This window comes from Thermogutta hypogea (assembly GCF_055386265.1).
This window is the reverse complement of record NZ_AP042425.1, coordinates 2544312-2562032: the sequence shown is the minus strand read 5'-3', so window position 1 is coordinate 2562032 and position 17721 is coordinate 2544312. Positions and strand designations below refer to the sequence as shown.

Below are 17721 nucleotides of genomic sequence, written 5' to 3'. Positions count from 1 at the left end.
AGAGAAAAGGATGAGAGCCGTGCGAAAGCCGCGGCGTGGGGCTTTCGTTCTCGTTCGTCATCCGAAGGGTTGGAGGGACGCGGCCTCGGAGCGAAACCGTTCCGTGGATCGGCCGACGCCGGACGAGGGCGGTGGCCTTGATATGAGAGAGCGTCGCGATTCAAATGACCCGGGCGACTTTGCCGGCGATTTCAATCGTCAAACGGCCGGTCGCGAAATCCATCGTTACCTTGCGTCCCGTGGTGCCGCCGAGGTCTTCCGCCGCGATGGGAATCCCCATTCGCTGGAGGTGGGTGCGGCAGGCCGCGATGTTGTCGTCGCCGATCTGAAGCGGACCGCCGCCGCGGAACATGCAGGCCCCGCCGGCCAGTTTGGCCGTCAAGCCGCTTCGGTTGCAGCCCTTGCCCTCCAGCATGTGCACGAGGTGAGGCACGGCGGTGTCGGCGAACTTGGCGGGCATGTCGCTCTTGCCGTGCGAGTCGGGCAAGACGACGTGGGCCATGGCCCCCAGATTCATGCGAGGATGCCACAGCACGACCGCGATGCAGGAGCCGAGGATGGCCGTCAATTGCGTCTGCCGGTCGCCCGCTAGCGCTTGGCCCATTCCCACGGACAGCGTCTTTATCTGCTTGGCATCCGTGGCGACGGTTGCGGAAATCGACATGAGTTCCACTCCTAATATCCGTTGGTCCCGTGGGAATTGCAGCCGGATGATGCGGCCCGTGCCCGTCGGGAACCCTGCCGTCTTGCGGGAATATGTCAACCCTTTAGCGAAGGGGTACGTGCCATGACACGTTCCAGGTTTTGCCGCAATGAAACGGACGGGAGGAAGAGCACGTGCCAGTTCAACTCTTCGTCCCGGCGGTGAAAGCCGGTGCGGCACACCAACACCGTGTCCGACTCCATGGCTTGAGCCATCAAGGCCTGCTCGACGACGCTGGCGCCGTAATCCTGGATGAAATAGGGAGGGGAGGGCACGAGCGGGCGCCCCACCAATTTCGTCAGGGCGTTCATGTAGGCGCAGCCCAGGATATTGCCCGTCTCCGTCAAGGCCGACTTCTCCAATTCCGACCACTCGGTGCCGGGATCGCATGGTTGCCGGAGCAAGGTGGAAGCCAACTGTCGGCCGTTGATCTCGTCGAAGATCAAGAGGATGACCGTCCCGGAATCGGACAGCAAATCCAGCGCAACCATGGTCAGCAGGTCGTCGCCCAACTCCAAGACTTGAGTCACGCGATCCAGTGGGACTTCCAAGACCTCGTCCAGCGAAAGCTGGATTTCGCCGTTGGTCCAACGGCACATGGCGGTCGAGGCCTCGTGGGTGGCTGCCGCGAAGACGGGTTCCAACGCCGCCGCACGGCTGTTATTGGTGAGAGTGGTCATGGTCGTCAATTTCCTTTCCACATCAAAACCTTAGCCTATACCTTCGGGATGGGTGAGCACTTTTTCCGGATAATTCGGATTTCACATCGGATTTCACGGGGGTCACTGTGTGGCAAAGTTTCCCGCGCCGCGCCGTACCACGGCTTGCATCAGGGCACCGACGTCCAGGATCAGCGAAACGCGGCCGTTGCCCAGGATGCTGGCCCCGGCGATGCCCGGCACGTTCTGGTAGTTTTCCGCCACCGATTTGATGACGACGTCTTGTTCTCCGAGCACGCGATCGACGACCAATCCCAACTCGTGGTTTTGATCGCCGAGCACGACCAGCGTCGTCTCCGCGGCATCTTGCCCGAAGTCTCGGCGGCTTCCCAGCCCCCGGAATAGTTCGTCCAGTTCCACGAGTGAAATGACGCGTTGACGGATGCGGGCGGTACGGAGGCCGTGCACCGTCAGGATGTTTTCCCGCCGGGCGCAAACGATCTCGCGCACGACCTCGATCGGCATGGCGTACACCTCGGCGCCGATTTCCACCAGCAAGCTCGGGAGGATGGCCAAGGTCAACGGCAGGCGGATGGAAACCTTGGTGCCCACCCCCGGCGCGCTATCCAACTCGATGACACCGCTCAGCTCTTCGATCTTGCTTTTGACGATGTCCATGCCCATACCGCGGCCGGAGACCTCCGTGACTTTTTCGGCGGTACTCAAGCCGGGCAGGAAGATCATTTGGTAGATCTCCTGGCGGCTGAGTTTTTCCGCGTCCCCTTGCGAAACGAGGCCGCGGTCGATCGCCTTGCGGAGAATGCGATCGGCGTCGAGACCCTTGCCGTCGTCGATGACTTCGATGACGATCGAATTGCCCCGTTGGTACGCATCGAGGGTGATGGTCCCGACCATCGGCTTGCCGAGTTTCTTGCGTTCCTCGGGCGGTTCGATGCCGTGATCCGCGCTGTTGCGAACCAGGTGGATCAAGGGGTCGCCGAGTTCGTCGATCATCCGCTTGTCCAGCTCGGTCTTCTCTCCGCGGATAACCAATTGGATGGTCTTGCCGTTGGCGCGAGTGACGTCGCGAACGACGCGTTTGAATCGCTGGAACAAGGGACCGATGGGCACCATGCGGGTCTGCATGACGCTCCGTTGAATGTCATCGGTGATGCGGTCGAATTGATGGATCGCCTCGGAAAGTTGATTGACCGCCGCGCGAATCTCCAACAGCGACGCCATCTCCTCGTGCAAGACCTGGAGGTCCTTCTCGATGCGGCGGAGATGGGCTTCGACCTCCCCTAGACCGGAGACGCGGCGATCGTTGCGGGAAAGAACCCGAGTCAGCGTGTCCTGGATGCTGCGGAGCAACTGCACGGCCCGCATGTCTCCCGCGCGGGCTTTCAGTTTGTCCCCCAATTCGAAGAACCGCGCCCGGCTGATGACCAACTGGCCTGCCAGATTCATCAGGTCGTCCAGGCGTTCGATATCGACCCGCAATGTTTCGCCCGTTTTCCCCGCATCATTCGGCTTGTTCTTACCGTTGGCGTCCGGCCGCGAAGTCTTGTCGGCGGCTGCCGAGTGGTTCCCGGATACCTGGGCGGGCCGGGGGCCGGCTGCCGTGGACGGCGCTTGGGCGCGGGAGTCATTTCCGGTTTGCCGAGCGACCGGCGAAGGTTTCTCGCCGTCGGCGTCCTGCCGAATTGCAGGCGATTCCGGCTTGGCGGCGCGTTGAAGCGGCATCGAGGCCGTTTCGGGCGTTGCGGAACTTCCCTCGGTGACGAGGCCGCCCACGGGGCGCAGCATGACGTTGAGCACGCCGCCCACGCGGACCGCACGCTCGATCGCCTCAAGCGGTTGATCCGTGATGACCCCGAATTGGACCGCATCCAGTTTTTCCAGTTGATCCAGTTTGTCGGGATCGGGCGCAAACCGGCAGACCGTGCCCACATGGCACAGCTTTTCGTGGATCAATCTGCCTTTCAATCCGGGGAGCGGAACATCGGCGTGGAATCGCACGATGCCCACCACGGCGGGTGCGTCGCCGGCCGCCTCGGCGACCGCTTGGATCCATTCTTCGGGAATGCCCGGGGTTTGCGGCAGGCTCGACTTCTCGGAATGCGCGGCATCGCCGGCCCTGATGGGTCGGCGGAAGGCGATCAATCGGGCGGCTGCTTCGACGAAGTCCGGGCTTTCCGTGCCGTTGCCGCGGAGGCTTGCGGCAAATTGCCGTAACGCGTCCGTGCATCGCAATAGTACGTCGTTGACGTCGGGCATGAGCGGCTTGCCCGTGTCACGCATCTCTTGCAGCAAGTCTTCCATGAGATGCGCCAGTTTCGCGGCTCGCTGATAGCCGACCGCCGCGGACGAGCCTTTGATGCGGTGTGCCGTGCAAAGCAACGATTCCAGGTCTTCTCTGGTGCCGCCGCCTTCGACACGGAGCAAGGTCTCCGTCAAAGTATCGATTCCTTGATCCAGTTCGTCAGCCAAGATCGCGACGTATTGCGGATCGATGTCGCCGTCGTCACGGACCTCGGCGAAAAGCTGCTCGGCTTCCGTCAGGGCGGACCGTTCCGCCGGCGGGACCGGCGTGCTTGCGGAAACCGCGGCGGCTTCAGCGGATGGTGATGACGCATCGCCCATGGCTTCGGCGACGGCGGCCTCCGCTCGCTGCAAGTCGGCCAACGCCTTTTCGGCGTCGTTCTGCGAGCTCTGTTTTTTCTCGCAGCCCGCGCGACGGAGAAGCTCGGCGATGTCATGAATCTCGGCCTCGGCGTCGATGGGCTCTTCCGGCGACTCGCGCAGGGCGTCCACCATGGCGGACAGGCGATCCACGGCGCGAAACATCAAATCGATCACGCCGCGGTCGATGACCAATTGTCCGTTCCGCGCGGCGTCGAAGACGTTTTCGACCTTGTGAGTCAGTTGGTTGATGTCGGTCAATCCGAGCATCGCCGAGAGGCCCTTCAGGCTGTGGGCCGCTCGAAACATCTCGTTCAAAACCTCGATATCGCACGTCCGCCCTTGCTCGCTTTGCTCCCGGATACCTTCGTCGAGGAGCAAGAGATTCTCGTTCAATCGGTCCAGATGCTGGCCGGATTCGTCGAGAAAATCGCCGAGCAAGGCTTCGAACATTTCATCGCGGGGCAGGGGATCCGTTGCAGCCATGACCAATCCTTTTGGTGACGATTGTGGTGGGCAACGAGTGCGGAGGATTCTAGGACGCGCCGCCTGCAAGGGGGCGGAATCGGACGGATTGAAAACGTGGCGGGCACGCGAAGCGGCAGGCGCTAAGCAAGCCGTCTACGGAAACTTAGCTCACTCTCGGCGCGCACGCCGGTGTACAAAAAAATTCCGTCGGGAAGGCCGAATTCAGGATCGGACCGGGAAATGGAACGACGATGAAATTCCGCGGCCCGAGCCTCCCCTCGTGCGGGTCGCTACCGGAGAACTTGGACGCATGGGAGAGCCGCAGACACACGGCGGCAAGATCGGAGTCCGAATCGTCGGGCGGAGCGGATAAGGCGACCGTCGAGGGGCGGCTCAGCGGGCCGAAGCCTGAGAAAAGGGCTTCGCGATCCCTTTCGCCGGCGGCTCCGCCGGACGTTGGTAAAGCCACGGCTGGATGCGCGTCATGTCCGACATCAGGTCGCCGACGCCTTCGGCCGCGCCGACCACCAGATATCCGTTGGGAAGAATCAGGCTCTTGACATGGTTCAGCACCACCCGCTTGGACGGCGGATCGAAGTAGATCAAGACGTTCTTGAGAAACACCAGATGGAACGGCCGTTCGCGCAGCGGCTCCATGAGGTTGTGTTGCCGAAAGGTCGTCATGGCCGTGAGCTTGGGCTTGGCACGCCAGACCTCGGCGTTGGGGAGTTTATCGAAGTAACGAGACTTGTATTCCTCGGGGACCAGACGCATGGCGCGTTCGCCGAAAGTCGCGGTCCGGGCTTGTTGCACGGCCCCGATGCCGATGTCGGTGCCCAGAATCTGCACACGCCAACGACTCAAATCGGGAAAGGCGGCCGCAATGCATAGGGCGGCGGTGAAGGCTTCGTCGCCCGTGCTGCACGCCGCCGACCAAATGCGAAGTTGTTTGATGCCTTCCGGTTGCGACGCGGCGATGGACGGCAGAAACTGATTCTTGAACCAACGCCACTGCCCCTCATCGCGAAAGAGGAACGTTTCGTGCGTGGTGATCTCTTGCAGAAAGGCGTCCCACTCGGGGTGGCTGTTCGGCAGGCCGGTCAAGTACCGGTAATACTCTTCGAACGTGGCGATACCCGTCTCTCGGAGTCGCCGACCCAGGCGATTCGATAACAACGTCTTTTTCTGGGGGGAGATTTTGATCCCCGTTCGACGATAGATCAGATCGGCGTAACGCCGCAATTCTTCATCCGTAACTTGGCGCAAGGGCTGCGCGATGATCGGGGCGATCGGCTTTAAAGCCGAACCGGTCTTCGGCATCAGGGACATCTCGATCCTCCGAGAGCGATGATCCAATCTGCGGTAGGGCAGGGCGTCGGCCGCACGGTCCTCGCCGCGGGCCGACGCCGTGCGTCGCGTCGGTATGGAGGCCCTTGGGCTGTACTATCTCGAATCCGTGGGGGGAATTGCCCGGCGGTTCGGATCGCGATCAAAAGTCGCCCACCGATTCGCCCTGCTCGTCCAAAATGCGCTCGATATCGAGGAGGATCAGCAGGCGTTTGTCCAACTTGACCAAGCCGGTGAGATACTCGCGGCCCAAGCCCGCGACGGTCGGGGGAGGCGGAGCGATTTGGTCCTTGCTGATCCGCAGCACTTCACTCACGGCATCGACGATGATGCCGATCGTCTTGCCGCGAACGTTGACCACCATGATCCGCGTTTCGTCCGTGGTGTCTTGCGGAGGCAGGCCGAAACGCAAGCGAAGGTCCACAATCGGGATGACGGAGCTTCGCAGGTTGATGAGGCCTTTGATGTATTCGGGCGTTTGCGGTACCTTGGTGATCTCACCCATCAGGATGATTTCCTGGACCTTGGTAATCTCAACGCCGTATTCCTCTTGCCCCAAGCGAAAACTGACCAGTTGCAGCGTGCCGCTGCCTTCGCGATGGGCAAGTTCCTGAACGAGGGCCTCTTGTTCATGAAGCGCGGTGCTCATGGACTTCTCCTTTTCTTCTTTTCTTGGACGAAACGGCCGCCCGGCGAAATGGGTCGGGACTACGGACCGAATTCGGCGGTTACTGAAACATAGGTCACGAGATACGACGCTGGGTAAGGAACAAACGGAAATCGGCGGCGATGCCCGAATCCATCCGCACGAAGTCCTGCCGGACGCGCGCATCATCAACCGCAGCCGTGCTTTTCCAGCTTTTCCCGCAGGGTGTCCGCGGTGAACGGTTTGACCAGATAATCCGATACGCCGGCCTGGATGGCCTGAAGCACGCGGCTTTTCTCCGCCTCGGTGGTGATCATGATGATCGGTACGTTGGGGTCTTGCGATCGGATGCTTTGGATCACCTCCAATCCGGACTTGCCGGGCATGTTCCAGTCGGTCAACACCATGTCGAACTTGCCCGGCTGGAAAAGGTTGACAGCCTCGTTACCGTCGGCTGCTTCCACCGCTTCCGGCACGCCGACCGCCTGAAGCGAGCGAATGATGATCTTGCGCATGGTGCTGGAGTCGTCGGCGACTAAAACGCGAGCGCTCATGGGACCTCCTTTTGAAAAGAACTGACCTTTGCAGGGGGTCGGGAAAGCCGTGCGACGAGAATGGCGCGCCTTTACCCGAGTGCCGCTGCCGCTCGATGAGCCTTTGGCGAATGGCCGAAACGAAAAGTCACGGTGAAGGACCGCCGGAACGGTTTTGCGTCTTTCACCGCCGTCTGGATAAAGCTAGGTCACATCAGGGAGTTGTCAAATGATGCCGATGCCGGAGTTGGTCTCCTTGGAATCGAATATTGGGCATTGTGGGCGGGCTATAGGGAACGTATCGGCGGCAGCGCCGAACCCCGGGACGTCCAATCCGCACACTGAATTGCCCGACCGTTCGCGTCGCAAATGATGGCAAAACGGGGCGTTTGCGTGAACTTTGTCGGTGCTTAGGTATTTCTTGGCTACGCTCCGTATTCTGCGGCGATACATCCGATACAAGCGGCAGCTATGAACGCGCACCGGGCGGTGTCGGTCAGGATCGTTTTGCAGGAAGGTTTCGCTTTTCAAGGATGAGGCGAGGTATGAGACTCAAGTTGGTTCCCTCGATTGTCATCTGGGTTGGGATGACGGGTTTGGTTTCGGCTCAATGGGCTGATCCGGGTTATCAAACGGCCCCGCCTTGGCAAGGCTACGGCGGAGTCATCCAAACCGGCTTCCAAGATGGTAACGGCGCGTCTCAGTCGGGGCCGGCGATGAATGTCTGTCCGCCCGACGCCAACGCCTGCCTGCCGCTGTGGCAGGTGTGGGGCGAAGCCCTGTACTTGAAACCCAGCGACGCCGACGTGCCCTGGGCCGTGCCGATCAACGGTGCGATTGTGAACGACGGTGTGCCGGTGCAGGTGGGCCGCGTGGCGAATGCCGATATCGATTACAATCTTGGTTTCCGCTTCGGAATCGGTCGGGCGTTGGATGAATGCTCCAGCGTGGGGGCGTCGTACACCTTCTTCGAGAGCCACACCGACGATGCGATCGAGACCGACGCGCCGCTGGTGCTGCGGTCCCTGGTTTCGCATCCTGCTATGGCCAGCGCTTCCGCCGACTTTCTCCGCGGCGCGGCCAGCAACGACGTCGATTTTCAATTGATCGACGCGGATTACCGGCACGTCTTCCGCTCTTCGTGCTACGGCTCCTTGAATTGGTTGGTCGGTGCGCGATACGCCCAACTGGAGCAGGATTTCGCCGCCACCTACCAGAATAACGGCATTGAGAACGTGACGACGGACGTTCGCTTCTACGGCGGCGGTATCCGCCTGGGCTTGGAAGGCGAACGCCATGCCAAGAATAGCGGTTGGCTGGTGTACGGCCGCAGCGCCGCCAGCTTCGTGGCCGGCGATTTTCGTGCACGCTACACGCAGAACCAAACGTTCGACCCGGCCGTGGTGGACGTGACCTGGCGGACCGGTAAGGTCGTGCCGATTTTGGATTTGGAATTGGGAGTCGGTTGGACCAGCCCCGGCGGCCGATGCTTCTTCAGCGCCGGATACATGGTCAGCGCTTGGTTCAACGCCGTTGATGCGGATACCTTCATTCGAGGCGTGCAAGCCAACAACTTCAGCGACCTCAATGACACCATTACCTTTGACGGTTTGGTCGGTCGGGCTGAAATTCGGTTCTGAGTTGGACGTAGCCGGACGGGATTGCGATGCCGTCCAAGACTCGAAGCGTTCGGTCGGAAGATTGGGCGTCGCGGTCGCCTCGACGATAACCTGACACACCCACACCTCCACTGAAGGAACCCGTCGCACCCCGCGAGCAATTTGCTCGCGGGGTCGGCGTTTCTTGACGCCTCTTGACATGGTTCCTCGCCCCTCGTTCCTCCGCCGCTGCCTCGATCCTTTGCGATTGGGCCCCGCAGTGCCGTACCGGGGGGAGAGCGGCGCCGGTGGGCGTCTGGGTCGCGAAAACTCTTCCTTCTGTGTTTCATGCACAGTCACTTGATGCGCTAGTTGACCCAAGTTGCTCAAATTGTTAAGCTTTCCCGAAATTGTCATTTATTCCAAATGTATCGAATTGAGCGGTTTGGAAAGCGGGACGTCAGGCCCGGTGAACGGCAGCCGCTCGGCGGCGTTGAGCGCATCTGCTTGGCTTCGGTCCGGTGGTTGTCGCCGATGCGAATCTCGGCGCGGTCGGGCAGCATGTTGCCGGACGTGTTTCGTTGTTGAAACACGACCCGCACGCTACGGAGGGATGTCGGAAGTGTGCGCTTTCTGTAAGTGCTTATAAAAATTGGCTTTAAGGTGTTTTACCCGAAAGGAGGGGAGTCCGGCACAGGATGTGCGTTCCCAGAAACATCAGGCAACACTCAGCCCATGCAAGCATCTCGAAATCACCGCCTGTTGGGGGACACAACCTTGGCCAAGACCAGAAAAGCCGTCGCTTCCACCCGTAAACCCAGCAGCGTTTCGCAGGATGCGACTTCCGGCGTCTCTTCCAAAGGCAAGGGCGGCCGGGCCAAGGCCGATGGTCGCAACGGCACCAATGGTCACGACGCGACGTCGTTGCTGCCGATCCGTGGAAAGGCCGTCGCGCCGGACTTGGCCCTTCCGGATGAAGACGAGGAGGAACGCGACGTCCGGCTTGCCGCCGATTCTCATCCGGAAGATGACGGCGATGATTTGTTTGATCTCGATTCCGATGCGGAGGGTGACGGGGCGGAAGCCGCCGCCTTCGATGACGGCGAATTGGACGTGGATCACACGGGGCAGGATGACCGGATCGACGATCCCATCCGCATTTACTTGATGCAGATGGGCGAAATCTCCCTGCTCTCGCGCGAGGAGGAGTTGGAGGCGGCCCGTGACATCGAGCGGGCAAGGCGTCGTTTCCGCTACGCCATGCTGGCGACCGACTTCGTGCTCAACGCCGCCATCGAGCTTCTGCGAAAAGTCCGCGACGGCAAACTCCGATTGGATCGCACGGTGGACGTCTCCGTGACCAATCTGCGGGGCAAACGCCGGATCATGCGACTTCTGGAGCCGAATCTGGCGACGCTGCGTGCCATTCAAAAGAAGAATCGCGCCGACTTCCTGGTGATGATGAATCGGCGATTGCCGTTGGATGTGCGCCGGGCCGCTCGCGAACGCTTGATGCGTCGCCGTTATCGCGCCGTGCGATTGATCGAGGAGCTGGACCTGCGGACGCAGAAGTTGCAACCGCTGCTGGATCGCCTCAATCGCATCTCGGCACGGATGGATCATATCGGTCGGGAATTGAACGCCTTGAAAGACGGCCGGTCCACCCCCTATGCCCAGGAACTGCGGCGCGAACTGCGCTATTTGATGCGCATGACGTTGGAAAGCCCGACCACGCTGCGGAACCTGCTCCACGCGGTGCGGAAATATGCCGATGAATACGACGCGGCTAAGCGGCGCCTCTCCGCCGGTAATCTTCGGCTGGTGGTTTCGATCGCCAAACGATACCGCAATCGCGGGATGAGCTTCTTGGATTTGATTCAGGAGGGGAATACCGGTTTGATGCGGGCGGTGGACAAGTTCGAGTATGCCCGCGGCTTCAAGTTCTCCACATATGCCACCTGGTGGATTCGGCAGGCGATTACGCGGGCGGTGGCCGACCAAAGCCGGACCATTCGCATGCCGGTTCACATGATCGACGTCTGCGGGCGCATCCAGTCCGCCGCCAGGCAATTGACCCAACAGACGGGCGTCGCCCCCACGCTGGACGCCACGGCGGCGGCCATGGGGATGAATGCGGACGACGTTCGCGGCATTTTGCAGATTAGCCGTCAGCCGTTGTCGCTCGATCAGCCGGTGGGAGAGCACGACGACAGTTACTTGGGCGATTTCTTGGCCGACTACCGCGAAGACGATCCGCTGTACGAAATGAACATGGATTTGCTCAAGCGGTCGGTGAGCGAGGCCCTGGCCGATCTGTCCTATCGCGAACGGGAAATCATCCGCTTGCGTTACGGTTTGGCGGACGGCTACGCCTATACGCTGGAAGAGGTGGGAAAAATCTTCAAGATCACACGCGAACGGGTGCGCCAAATCGAAGCCAAGGCCATCCGCAAGTTGCGTCATCCGGTGCGTTCGCGCAAATTGGCCGGGTTCGTGGACGCCCTGGTGGCACGCGGACAAAGCACGCCGGACGCCCATCTCGACGCCGAGCTGTGAAACGTCATTGCGGCATTGCCCGCCGGTCGTATTCGCGATCGGCGAGATCGTTTTTCGGACCGGATTTCCGGCTCGCCGCGGACGAAGTCTCCCACGGTTGTTATCGCGGCGCCTTGCCGCCTCGTCTCGTCGTCGGTCCGTGCCGCCGCGACGGTCCACCCGCCTGGAGCCTTCGGCGCGGGCCGGCGGTGAAATCGGCGAGGGGAACTTTCCTCCGGGCACGGCAACAAATCGCCTCTCGCTGAAGACCCACGGAAGGGGTTGGCTTTCCTCCGGCGGAAAACACTTTTGCAAGCGACGGACCTCCCGGCAACTTGTCTTGCTCTCGCTGCCGGTTAAACTGGTAGTCGTCGCGATGGTATCGTCCGAGGGGATGGTACGCTCCTCAGTGCCGGGCGCAGCGACTTCCCGGTGTCCGTGGGCCGCCGGTTGGGAACCGTCGTCGGATATGGCAGCCGCGGTATGCTGCGCGAAAGTTCCTTGCAGGAGAATCTCATGATCCGCCAATGTTCACGCCGCACCTTTTTGGTGACCACGGGACTCGCTTCATGTGCAGCGCTCACTGCCGGACGCACGGCCTGGGGAGCGCCGGGGGAAAAGATGCGGCTGGGGCTGGTGACTTACCTCTGGGGGCGCGATTGGGACTTGCCCACGTTGATCGCCAACTGCGAGAAGACCGGCATCGAGGGCGTGGAGTTGCGGACGCAGCACGCGCACAAAGTCGAACCGAATCTTTCGGCCGATGAACGGGCCGAGGTCCGCAAGCGATTCGCGGATAGTCCCGTGGTATTGGTCGGCCTGGGAAGCAACCAGGATTATCATCATCCCGATCCCGCCGTCTTGCGAAAGTCGATCGAGGATACGAAAGCGTTCATCAAGTTGAGTCACGACGTGGGCGGCCTGGGCGTGAAAGTCAAGCCCAACGACTTGCCGAAAAACGTTCCCCCCGAGAAAACGATTGCGCAAATCGGCGAGGCCCTCAACGAGGTGGCGGCCTTCGCCGCGGATTACGGGCAGAAGATTCGGCTCGAGGTCCACGGCGGATGCGCCCCGCTGCCGATCATGAAGAAGATCATGGACACGGCGACGCATCCGAACGTCGGGGTCTGCTGGAACTCGAATGCCGAGGACTTGCAGGGCGAGGGATTGGAGTACAACTTCAATCTGGTCAAGGATCGACTGGCGGATACGGTCCATGTTCGCGAGTTGAATCTGGGCGACTACCCCTACCAGGAATTGATGAATCTGTTGGTGGGCATGGACTACGCGGGCTGGATTCTTTTGGAGTGCCGTACGGAACCGCCGGATCGCGTTGCCGCCTTGCGGGAGCAAAAGGAGGTCTGGCGGCGGATGATTGCCGCAGCCCGAGCCAAGGTTGCGAGTTGATGCCTTGTTCGGCGCGGCCGGCCGATCTTGGGGAAAAATATGCGGCGATTCGGCGGTTTCGAAGAAGCGCAATTGCGGGAGTGGCTGGGACGGTTTTCCGACCTCCGCATCGGCGTGCTGGGCGATTTCTTCCTGGATAAGTACCTCGATGTCGATCCCGGCCTGCAAGAAATCAGCGTCGAGACGGGCAAGCCGGCGCATCAAGTAGTTCGAGTCCGACACAGCCCGGGGGCGGCCGGAACGGTCGTCTGCAATTTGTCGGCCCTGGGAGTGGGCGTGATCGAAGCCGTCGGATTCACGGGCGACGACGGCGAGGCCTACGATCTTCGGAAAGACTTGACGGCTCTGCGATGCTCGACGCGCCATTTGCATGTCGTTCCGGATCGCATGACGCCCACCTATACCAAACCTCGGGATGCCGGTGATCCTACGCTCCAAGGCGAGCACTCGCGCTACGATCACAAGAACCGCGAACCGCTGCCGGAGGAGGTTGTGCGGCGGATTGCGCAGTCCGTGGACTATCTTCTTCCGACCCTCGATGCCCTAGTCGTGCTGGATCAGGTCGGAGAGGAGGATTGCGGCGTCGTCACGGCTGAGATGCGGCGCTTTTTGACGGAACGCGCGGCGATCTGGCCGAGCGTCGTTTTTTGGGTCGATAGTCGCCGAAGGATTCGCCGATTTCACGGTCTGATCGCCAAGTGCAATCAGCACGAACTACTAGGGCGTGCTCCCATGGATGAAGCGGCGGAGCCGCCTTGGCAGACGCTGCTGCCGGCGCTCCACGATTTGCGAGAGGCCAACGCCGCACCGGTGGTGGTGACGTTAGGCGCCGCCGGGATGTTGGTCAGCGATCCGGAGCCGACCTGGGTCCCAGGCGTTCCGGTGCCGGGGCCGGTGGACCCAACGGGTGCGGGCGACAGCGCCACCGCCGCGGCGGTCGCCGCCTTGGCTTGCGGGGCTTCCCTGCCGGAGGCCGCCCTGTTGGGAAACTTGGCGGCCTCGATCACCGTCCGGCAGTTGGCAACGACGGGAACCGCCCGGCCGGAGGAACTCGCACCGAGTTTGGAGCTTTGGCGCGCATCGCAGGCGGGCGGTTAAGCGCCTACCATCCCCGTTTTCTTAAAAGCCAAGAGGAGGCACCCATGCGATTACCGGGAATGTCGTCTCCGGCGGCGTCATGTCGCACCCCGCGGATTGCGGACGGCGGCAGAATGTTCAGAAGCCGGTTACTGAGAACGGTGGCGGTGCCGCTGCTCTGTACGCTCTCGGCGATCGGAATGGGCCTGGGAAGGGCTGAATTCGGTCGCGGCGAGGAACCTCCTCCCAACATCCTTTTGATCTTGACGGACGACCAGGGTTGGGGCGATTTGAGCTGCTTTGGAGCCGCCGATCTGGATACGCCGAATCTCGATCGGCTGGCGGCCGGCGGAATGCGGTTGACCAATTTCTACGCGAACTGCCCGGTGTGTTCACCCACGCGGGCCGCCTTGTTGACCGGCCGTTATCCCGAAAGCGTCGGCGTGCCCGGCGTCATCCGCACGCATCCGCGGAACTCTTGGGGCAGCTTGGCTCCCGAGGCTCAGCTTCTGCCGGTGTTTCTAGCTCGCCGCGGCTACGCCACGGCGCTGATCGGAAAATGGCATCTCGGTTTGACTCCTGCCGATCATCCCAACGCCCGAGGATTCGAATTCTTTCACGGCTTTCTGGGCGACATGATGGATGATTATTGGACGCATCGCCGCCACGGACTGAACTACATGCGGCAAAACGGGCAGGTCATCGATCCTGTCGGTCATGCGAGCGATCTTTTCAGTGATTGGGCGTGCGATTACCTGCGGACTTGGGCGGCACGCGAGCGGGGATCGTCGCGCAAGCCGTTCTTCTTGTACCTTGCCTACAATGCTCCCCATGTCCCCATCCAACCTCCCGCGGAAGCTCTGGCCGCCTATCGGCAGCGGCATCCCGACGTGCCGGTCCGGCGCGCCGCATTGGCGGCCAAGATCGAACATTTGGATGCGGGGATCGGTCGGGTCTTGAACACGCTCCGGGAATTGGGGCTGGAGGAGACCACGCTCGTTCTTTTCACGAGCGACAACGGGGGGCAACTCAACGTCGGCGCAAACAACGGACCGTATCGCGACGGCAAGGGCACCATGTACGAGGGCGGCATCCGTGTGCCCATGATCGCCCGTTGGCCCGGCAAGATCGCCGCGGGGACGCAGAGCAGCGCCGTGGCCGTCACGATGGACCTGTTTGCCACGGTCCTGGACGCGGCGGGGATTCCCCAACCGCCGGACGTGGACGGCGTCGGCTTATTGTCGATCTTGGCCGGCGAGAGGGAGGAGACTCCTCCGCGGAATTTGTTCTGGGTGCGATTGGAAGAAGGACGCTGGATCTGGGCCGCCCGCCGCGGAAATTGGAAGCTGGTTCGACCTTTGCCGCCCAAGGATCGCCCGCCGCGCGACGAATTGTACGACTTGGCGTCGGATCCGCGGGAAACGACGGATTTGAGCGACCGCCGGCCCGACGAGCTGCGGCTCATGCAAGAGTTGCTGGAACGGCATATCGCGGCGTCGCGCGACGTTCCCTGGAAGCCCCGCGAGCAACCGATCCCCGAAGCGACCACGCTCTTTCGCTCCGGTGAGGGCGGATACCATACCTATCGGATTCCGGCCTTGGCGGTGGGGTCCACGGGGGCTTTGTTGGCCTTCTGCGAGGGCCGCAAGAGCAGCGCCCGAGATGACGGAGATATCGATCTCTTGCTCCGCCGTTCGGTGGACGGAGGACGAACGTGGAGCGAACCGACGCTGATTTACGAGGAGGGCGGGGATGCGCCGATCACGATCGGCAACCCCTGCCCGGTCCTGGATGCCCGAACCGGTACGTTGTGGTTGGCGTTTTGCCGCAATAACGATCGCGTCTTCGTGACCTCTACGCAAGACGACGGCCTGACTTGGACTACGCCGCGGGAGATCACGGCCGACGTCAAGGCCGAGGATTGGGATTGGTATGCCACCGGGCCGGGCCATGGGATCCAGTTGCGGTTCGGACCGCATGCCGGGAGGTTGGTCTTTCCTTGCGATCACCGCGTGCGCGGAGGAGAAGGGGATTGGAAGCAACGTGGCCGTTCGCACATGTTTTACAGCGATGACGGCGGCAAGACTTTTCGCCGCGGCGAACCGACGGCCTGGGGTATGAACGAGTGTCAGGCGGCGGAGCTGAAGAACGGGCGTCTGCTACTGACCATGCGAAATTACCTCGGCAGGAATTGCCGGGCCTTCGCCGTTAGCGCGGACGGCGGGGAAACTTGGTCCGAACCGACTTGGAATGAGTCGGTCTATTGTCCCGTCTGCCAAGCGGCGATGATCGGGTTTTCCGAACAGCCGCAGGTCCTCTTGCATAGCGGACCGGGCGGGCCGGGTCGGGCGAACATGACCCTCCGCGTCAGCTACGATGAAGGAAAAACCTGGCCTTACGCCCGGGTGATTTCCCGCGCCCCCGCCGCTTACAGCGACTTGGCGGTCCTGGAAGATGGGACCATCTGCCTGCTGTTCGAGACGGGACAGGCCCATCCGTATCAGCAGATCGACTTCCTGCGTCTAACGCTGAGCGACTTGGAGCCTGCCGGAGAGTAAACCTTCGGACGTCTCGGGGGGGCTACGCTACACATCCTCCTGTAGCAGCACATACGTCTCGCGAATCACGATCAACACCGATTGCCGAAATTGATTGGTGAGAGCTTCCATGCTCACGGACAAAGCACCGAAGGCCGCGTTCATATTGCGCATGGCTGCATTTGCCAATTGAACGCGGGCCTCGGCTGCAATGCTGCCGTAAATCGCGGAGCCCCCGGTTCCCGCGGAGGCCCTTTCCAAGACCGTGGCGTGAAAGGCCTTTTGCGCCGCCGCGAGCTGCTCGTAACGATTCAGGATTCTTTGGCGCGCCGCGACGCTGAAGGAGGCTGCGAGAACGCGTTTGATTTCGAGGTCGATTTTGCGGAAGACCTGCACCACAAGCTGCTTGATCGGCGGCTCGGAGTTTTGGATCAAGCTGTCGGCCCAGTTGGTCTTGCGTTGCCATCGCCGTAAGATTTCCACTTGTTCCGGAGGCAGAGCGGCGGCGGCAATGAGTTGCGGCTCCCCGTTCCCCGACCATTCCACCAACCATTCGCCCTGGGGCGCATCGGCTTGATATAAGGCGGCATAAACCGGGCGGCCGGCCTCAAATACCAGGAAAACGCCGTGCTTGCGATTGTTCTTGTACTCGCCGTAGAATTGCGGCCCTTCCAAACCCTCGGGATGGTAGACCAGGAAACGGCCGGATCGCATGCCCTTTTCGTATTCCCCGAAATACAACGGATTGCCGGTTTCCGGATTGAGAAGCCAGAGGGGGCCGTGGAGATATCCCCGAAAGAAAGATACGACGAGGATGGGGGCGGCGGAGTCTCCGGCGTCCGAATCGGCGAAGACGAACACCAACGGTTGAGTGGCCACCATCGGTTTTCCGCTCAGCCCGGCCTGCACGAACTTGAGCGTCGTGTCGACTCGGCTCGCCAATGTCTCGATGGCAACCGTGGGGGTGACCATTTGGGGGCGGATCGGGATACTCCGGTCCTTGATCGGAAGCGTAAATACCGTGAATTGGATTTGCATGGACGTGATGCGAATCCAGCTCGGTTCTTGGGCCGGCGATCGGCCGTAAGGTTGGGACACGGGTAAGCTGCGAACATGCGGCGAGGCATCGGCGGAATAGGCGAGTGTCGCGAGCTCCGAACAGCGGCCGGTCGCGCCCGTCCCCGCGGCAAAGACGACGATTGCGCCGGTCGCCCACGAACGGAGAGCTTGCGTGATGCCCGGTCGCCGCATTCCTCCGCATTTCCGCAGTGCGACGGCGGGGTCGCGGCCCGATTGATTGATGCGTGGTGTTCTCGAATTGCTCATGTTGACGCCCTCCTCCTTCATGAGTGTGCCCCAATACGCGAAAGTACAACCGGCTGCATGGGATGCGGGATCGACTTCCCCCACGCTCCCTACCGAGTTTATCGTGGCCGGTTGGACAGCCCCGGTCCAATCACGCTGAAGAGGGACGCATCTGCCGGAAGCACCCGTTTTGGGAGAGGTGGGGAGGTGGTTGTCGGCACCTT

Annotated in this window: 12 protein-coding genes; 5 read left to right on the top strand and 7 right to left on the bottom strand. The window is 61.5% G+C overall.

Going from position 1 to position 17721, the window contains the following annotated elements; all coding sequences use genetic code 11:
* Nucleotides 1–160 precede the first annotated feature (160 nt).
* The 6 genes from ACZ5B4_RS09235 to ACZ5B4_RS09210 form a co-directional block, all read right to left on the bottom strand.
* Nucleotides 161–664, bottom strand: a complete 504-nt coding sequence (locus ACZ5B4_RS09235; protein ID WP_464910937.1) for a chemotaxis protein CheD — start codon at nt 662–664, stop codon at nt 161–163.
* Between the two features lie 95 nt (nt 665–759).
* Nucleotides 760–1383, bottom strand: a complete 624-nt coding sequence (locus ACZ5B4_RS09230) for a chemotaxis protein (RefSeq protein ID WP_464910936.1) — start codon at nt 1381–1383, stop codon at nt 760–762.
* Nucleotides 1384–1485: 102 nt separating this feature from the next.
* On the bottom strand, nt 1486–4530 hold the full coding sequence (locus tag ACZ5B4_RS09225; RefSeq protein ID WP_464910935.1) for a chemotaxis protein CheA: 3045 nt from the start codon (nt 4528–4530) through the stop codon (nt 1486–1488).
* Nucleotides 4531–4905: 375 nt separating this feature from the next.
* Nucleotides 4906–5841 (bottom strand): CheR family methyltransferase, encoded by a 936-nt coding sequence (locus ACZ5B4_RS09220; protein ID WP_464910934.1) that lies wholly within the window; start codon nt 5839–5841, stop codon nt 4906–4908.
* A gap of 160 nt (nt 5842–6001) precedes the next feature.
* Entirely contained in the window at nt 6002–6508 is a 507-nt protein-coding gene (locus ACZ5B4_RS09215; RefSeq protein WP_464910933.1) for a chemotaxis protein CheW, read from the bottom strand.
* 185 nt (nt 6509–6693) lie between these two features.
* Nucleotides 6694–7059, bottom strand: coding sequence for a response regulator (locus ACZ5B4_RS09210; RefSeq protein ID WP_464910932.1), 366 nt, complete (start codon nt 7057–7059; stop codon nt 6694–6696).
* Nucleotides 7060–7583: 524 nt separating this feature from the next.
* Here ACZ5B4_RS09210 and ACZ5B4_RS09205 point away from each other — a divergent pair.
* The 5 genes from ACZ5B4_RS09205 to ACZ5B4_RS09185 all read left to right on the top strand — a co-directional run bounded on the left by ACZ5B4_RS09205 (nt 7584) and on the right by ACZ5B4_RS09185 (nt 16213).
* Nucleotides 7584–8678 carry an Lpg1974 family pore-forming outer membrane protein gene (locus ACZ5B4_RS09205; RefSeq protein WP_464910931.1) on the top strand — a complete coding sequence of 365 codons (1095 nt, stop codon included), beginning with the start codon at nt 7584–7586 and terminating at the stop codon, nt 8676–8678.
* A 693-nt stretch (nt 8679–9371) separates the two neighbouring features.
* The gene (locus tag ACZ5B4_RS09200) at nt 9372–11192 is read left to right on the top strand and encodes a sigma-70 family RNA polymerase sigma factor (protein ID WP_464910930.1); all 1821 of its coding nucleotides are present in this window, start codon (nt 9372–9374) and stop codon (nt 11190–11192) included.
* A gap of 495 nt (nt 11193–11687) precedes the next feature.
* Nucleotides 11688–12578: a sugar phosphate isomerase/epimerase family protein gene (locus ACZ5B4_RS09195; RefSeq protein ID WP_464910929.1), complete on the top strand. Its 891-nt coding sequence runs from the start codon at nt 11688–11690 to the stop codon at nt 12576–12578.
* Between the two features lie 39 nt (nt 12579–12617).
* Complete coding sequence (locus tag ACZ5B4_RS09190; RefSeq protein WP_464910928.1) at nt 12618–13676, top strand: bifunctional heptose 7-phosphate kinase/heptose 1-phosphate adenyltransferase; 1059 nt, start codon at nt 12618–12620, stop codon at nt 13674–13676.
* Between the two features lie 44 nt (nt 13677–13720).
* On the top strand, nt 13721–16213 hold the full coding sequence (locus ACZ5B4_RS09185) for a sulfatase-like hydrolase/transferase (RefSeq protein WP_464910927.1): 2493 nt from the start codon (nt 13721–13723) through the stop codon (nt 16211–16213).
* A 27-nt stretch (nt 16214–16240) separates the two neighbouring features.
* On the opposite strand, the gene ACZ5B4_RS09180 is transcribed toward ACZ5B4_RS09185, so the two are convergent.
* Nucleotides 16241–17518: a toxin-antitoxin system YwqK family antitoxin gene (locus ACZ5B4_RS09180; protein ID WP_464910926.1), complete on the bottom strand. Its 1278-nt coding sequence runs from the start codon at nt 17516–17518 to the stop codon at nt 16241–16243.
* Between the last annotated feature and the right edge of the window lie 203 nt (nt 17519–17721).

Excerpts from the sequence above, each read along its gene's own strand:
- ACZ5B4_RS09235 (WP_464910937.1), bottom strand. The coding sequence starts at position 664 with ATGTCGATTTCCGCAACCGTCGCCACGGATGCCAAGCAGATAAAGACG.
- ACZ5B4_RS09230 (WP_464910936.1), bottom strand. The coding sequence starts at position 1,383 with ATGACCACTCTCACCAATAACAGCCGTGCGGCGGCGTTGGAACCCGTC.
- ACZ5B4_RS09225 (WP_464910935.1), bottom strand. The coding sequence starts at position 4,530 with ATGGCTGCAACGGATCCCCTGCCCCGCGATGAAATGTTCGAAGCCTTG.
- ACZ5B4_RS09220 (WP_464910934.1), bottom strand. The coding sequence starts at position 5,841 with ATGTCCCTGATGCCGAAGACCGGTTCGGCTTTAAAGCCGATCGCCCCG.
- ACZ5B4_RS09215 (WP_464910933.1), bottom strand. The coding sequence starts at position 6,508 with ATGAGCACCGCGCTTCATGAACAAGAGGCCCTCGTTCAGGAACTTGCC.
- ACZ5B4_RS09210 (WP_464910932.1), bottom strand. The coding sequence starts at position 7,059 with ATGAGCGCTCGCGTTTTAGTCGCCGACGACTCCAGCACCATGCGCAAG.
- ACZ5B4_RS09205 (WP_464910931.1), top strand. The coding sequence starts at position 7,584 with ATGAGACTCAAGTTGGTTCCCTCGATTGTCATCTGGGTTGGGATGACG.
- ACZ5B4_RS09200 (WP_464910930.1), top strand. The coding sequence starts at position 9,372 with ATGCAAGCATCTCGAAATCACCGCCTGTTGGGGGACACAACCTTGGCC.
- ACZ5B4_RS09195 (WP_464910929.1), top strand. The coding sequence starts at position 11,688 with ATGATCCGCCAATGTTCACGCCGCACCTTTTTGGTGACCACGGGACTC.
- ACZ5B4_RS09190 (WP_464910928.1), top strand. The coding sequence starts at position 12,618 with ATGCGGCGATTCGGCGGTTTCGAAGAAGCGCAATTGCGGGAGTGGCTG.
- ACZ5B4_RS09185 (WP_464910927.1), top strand. The coding sequence starts at position 13,721 with ATGCGATTACCGGGAATGTCGTCTCCGGCGGCGTCATGTCGCACCCCG.
- ACZ5B4_RS09180 (WP_464910926.1), bottom strand. The coding sequence starts at position 17,518 with ATGAGCAATTCGAGAACACCACGCATCAATCAATCGGGCCGCGACCCC.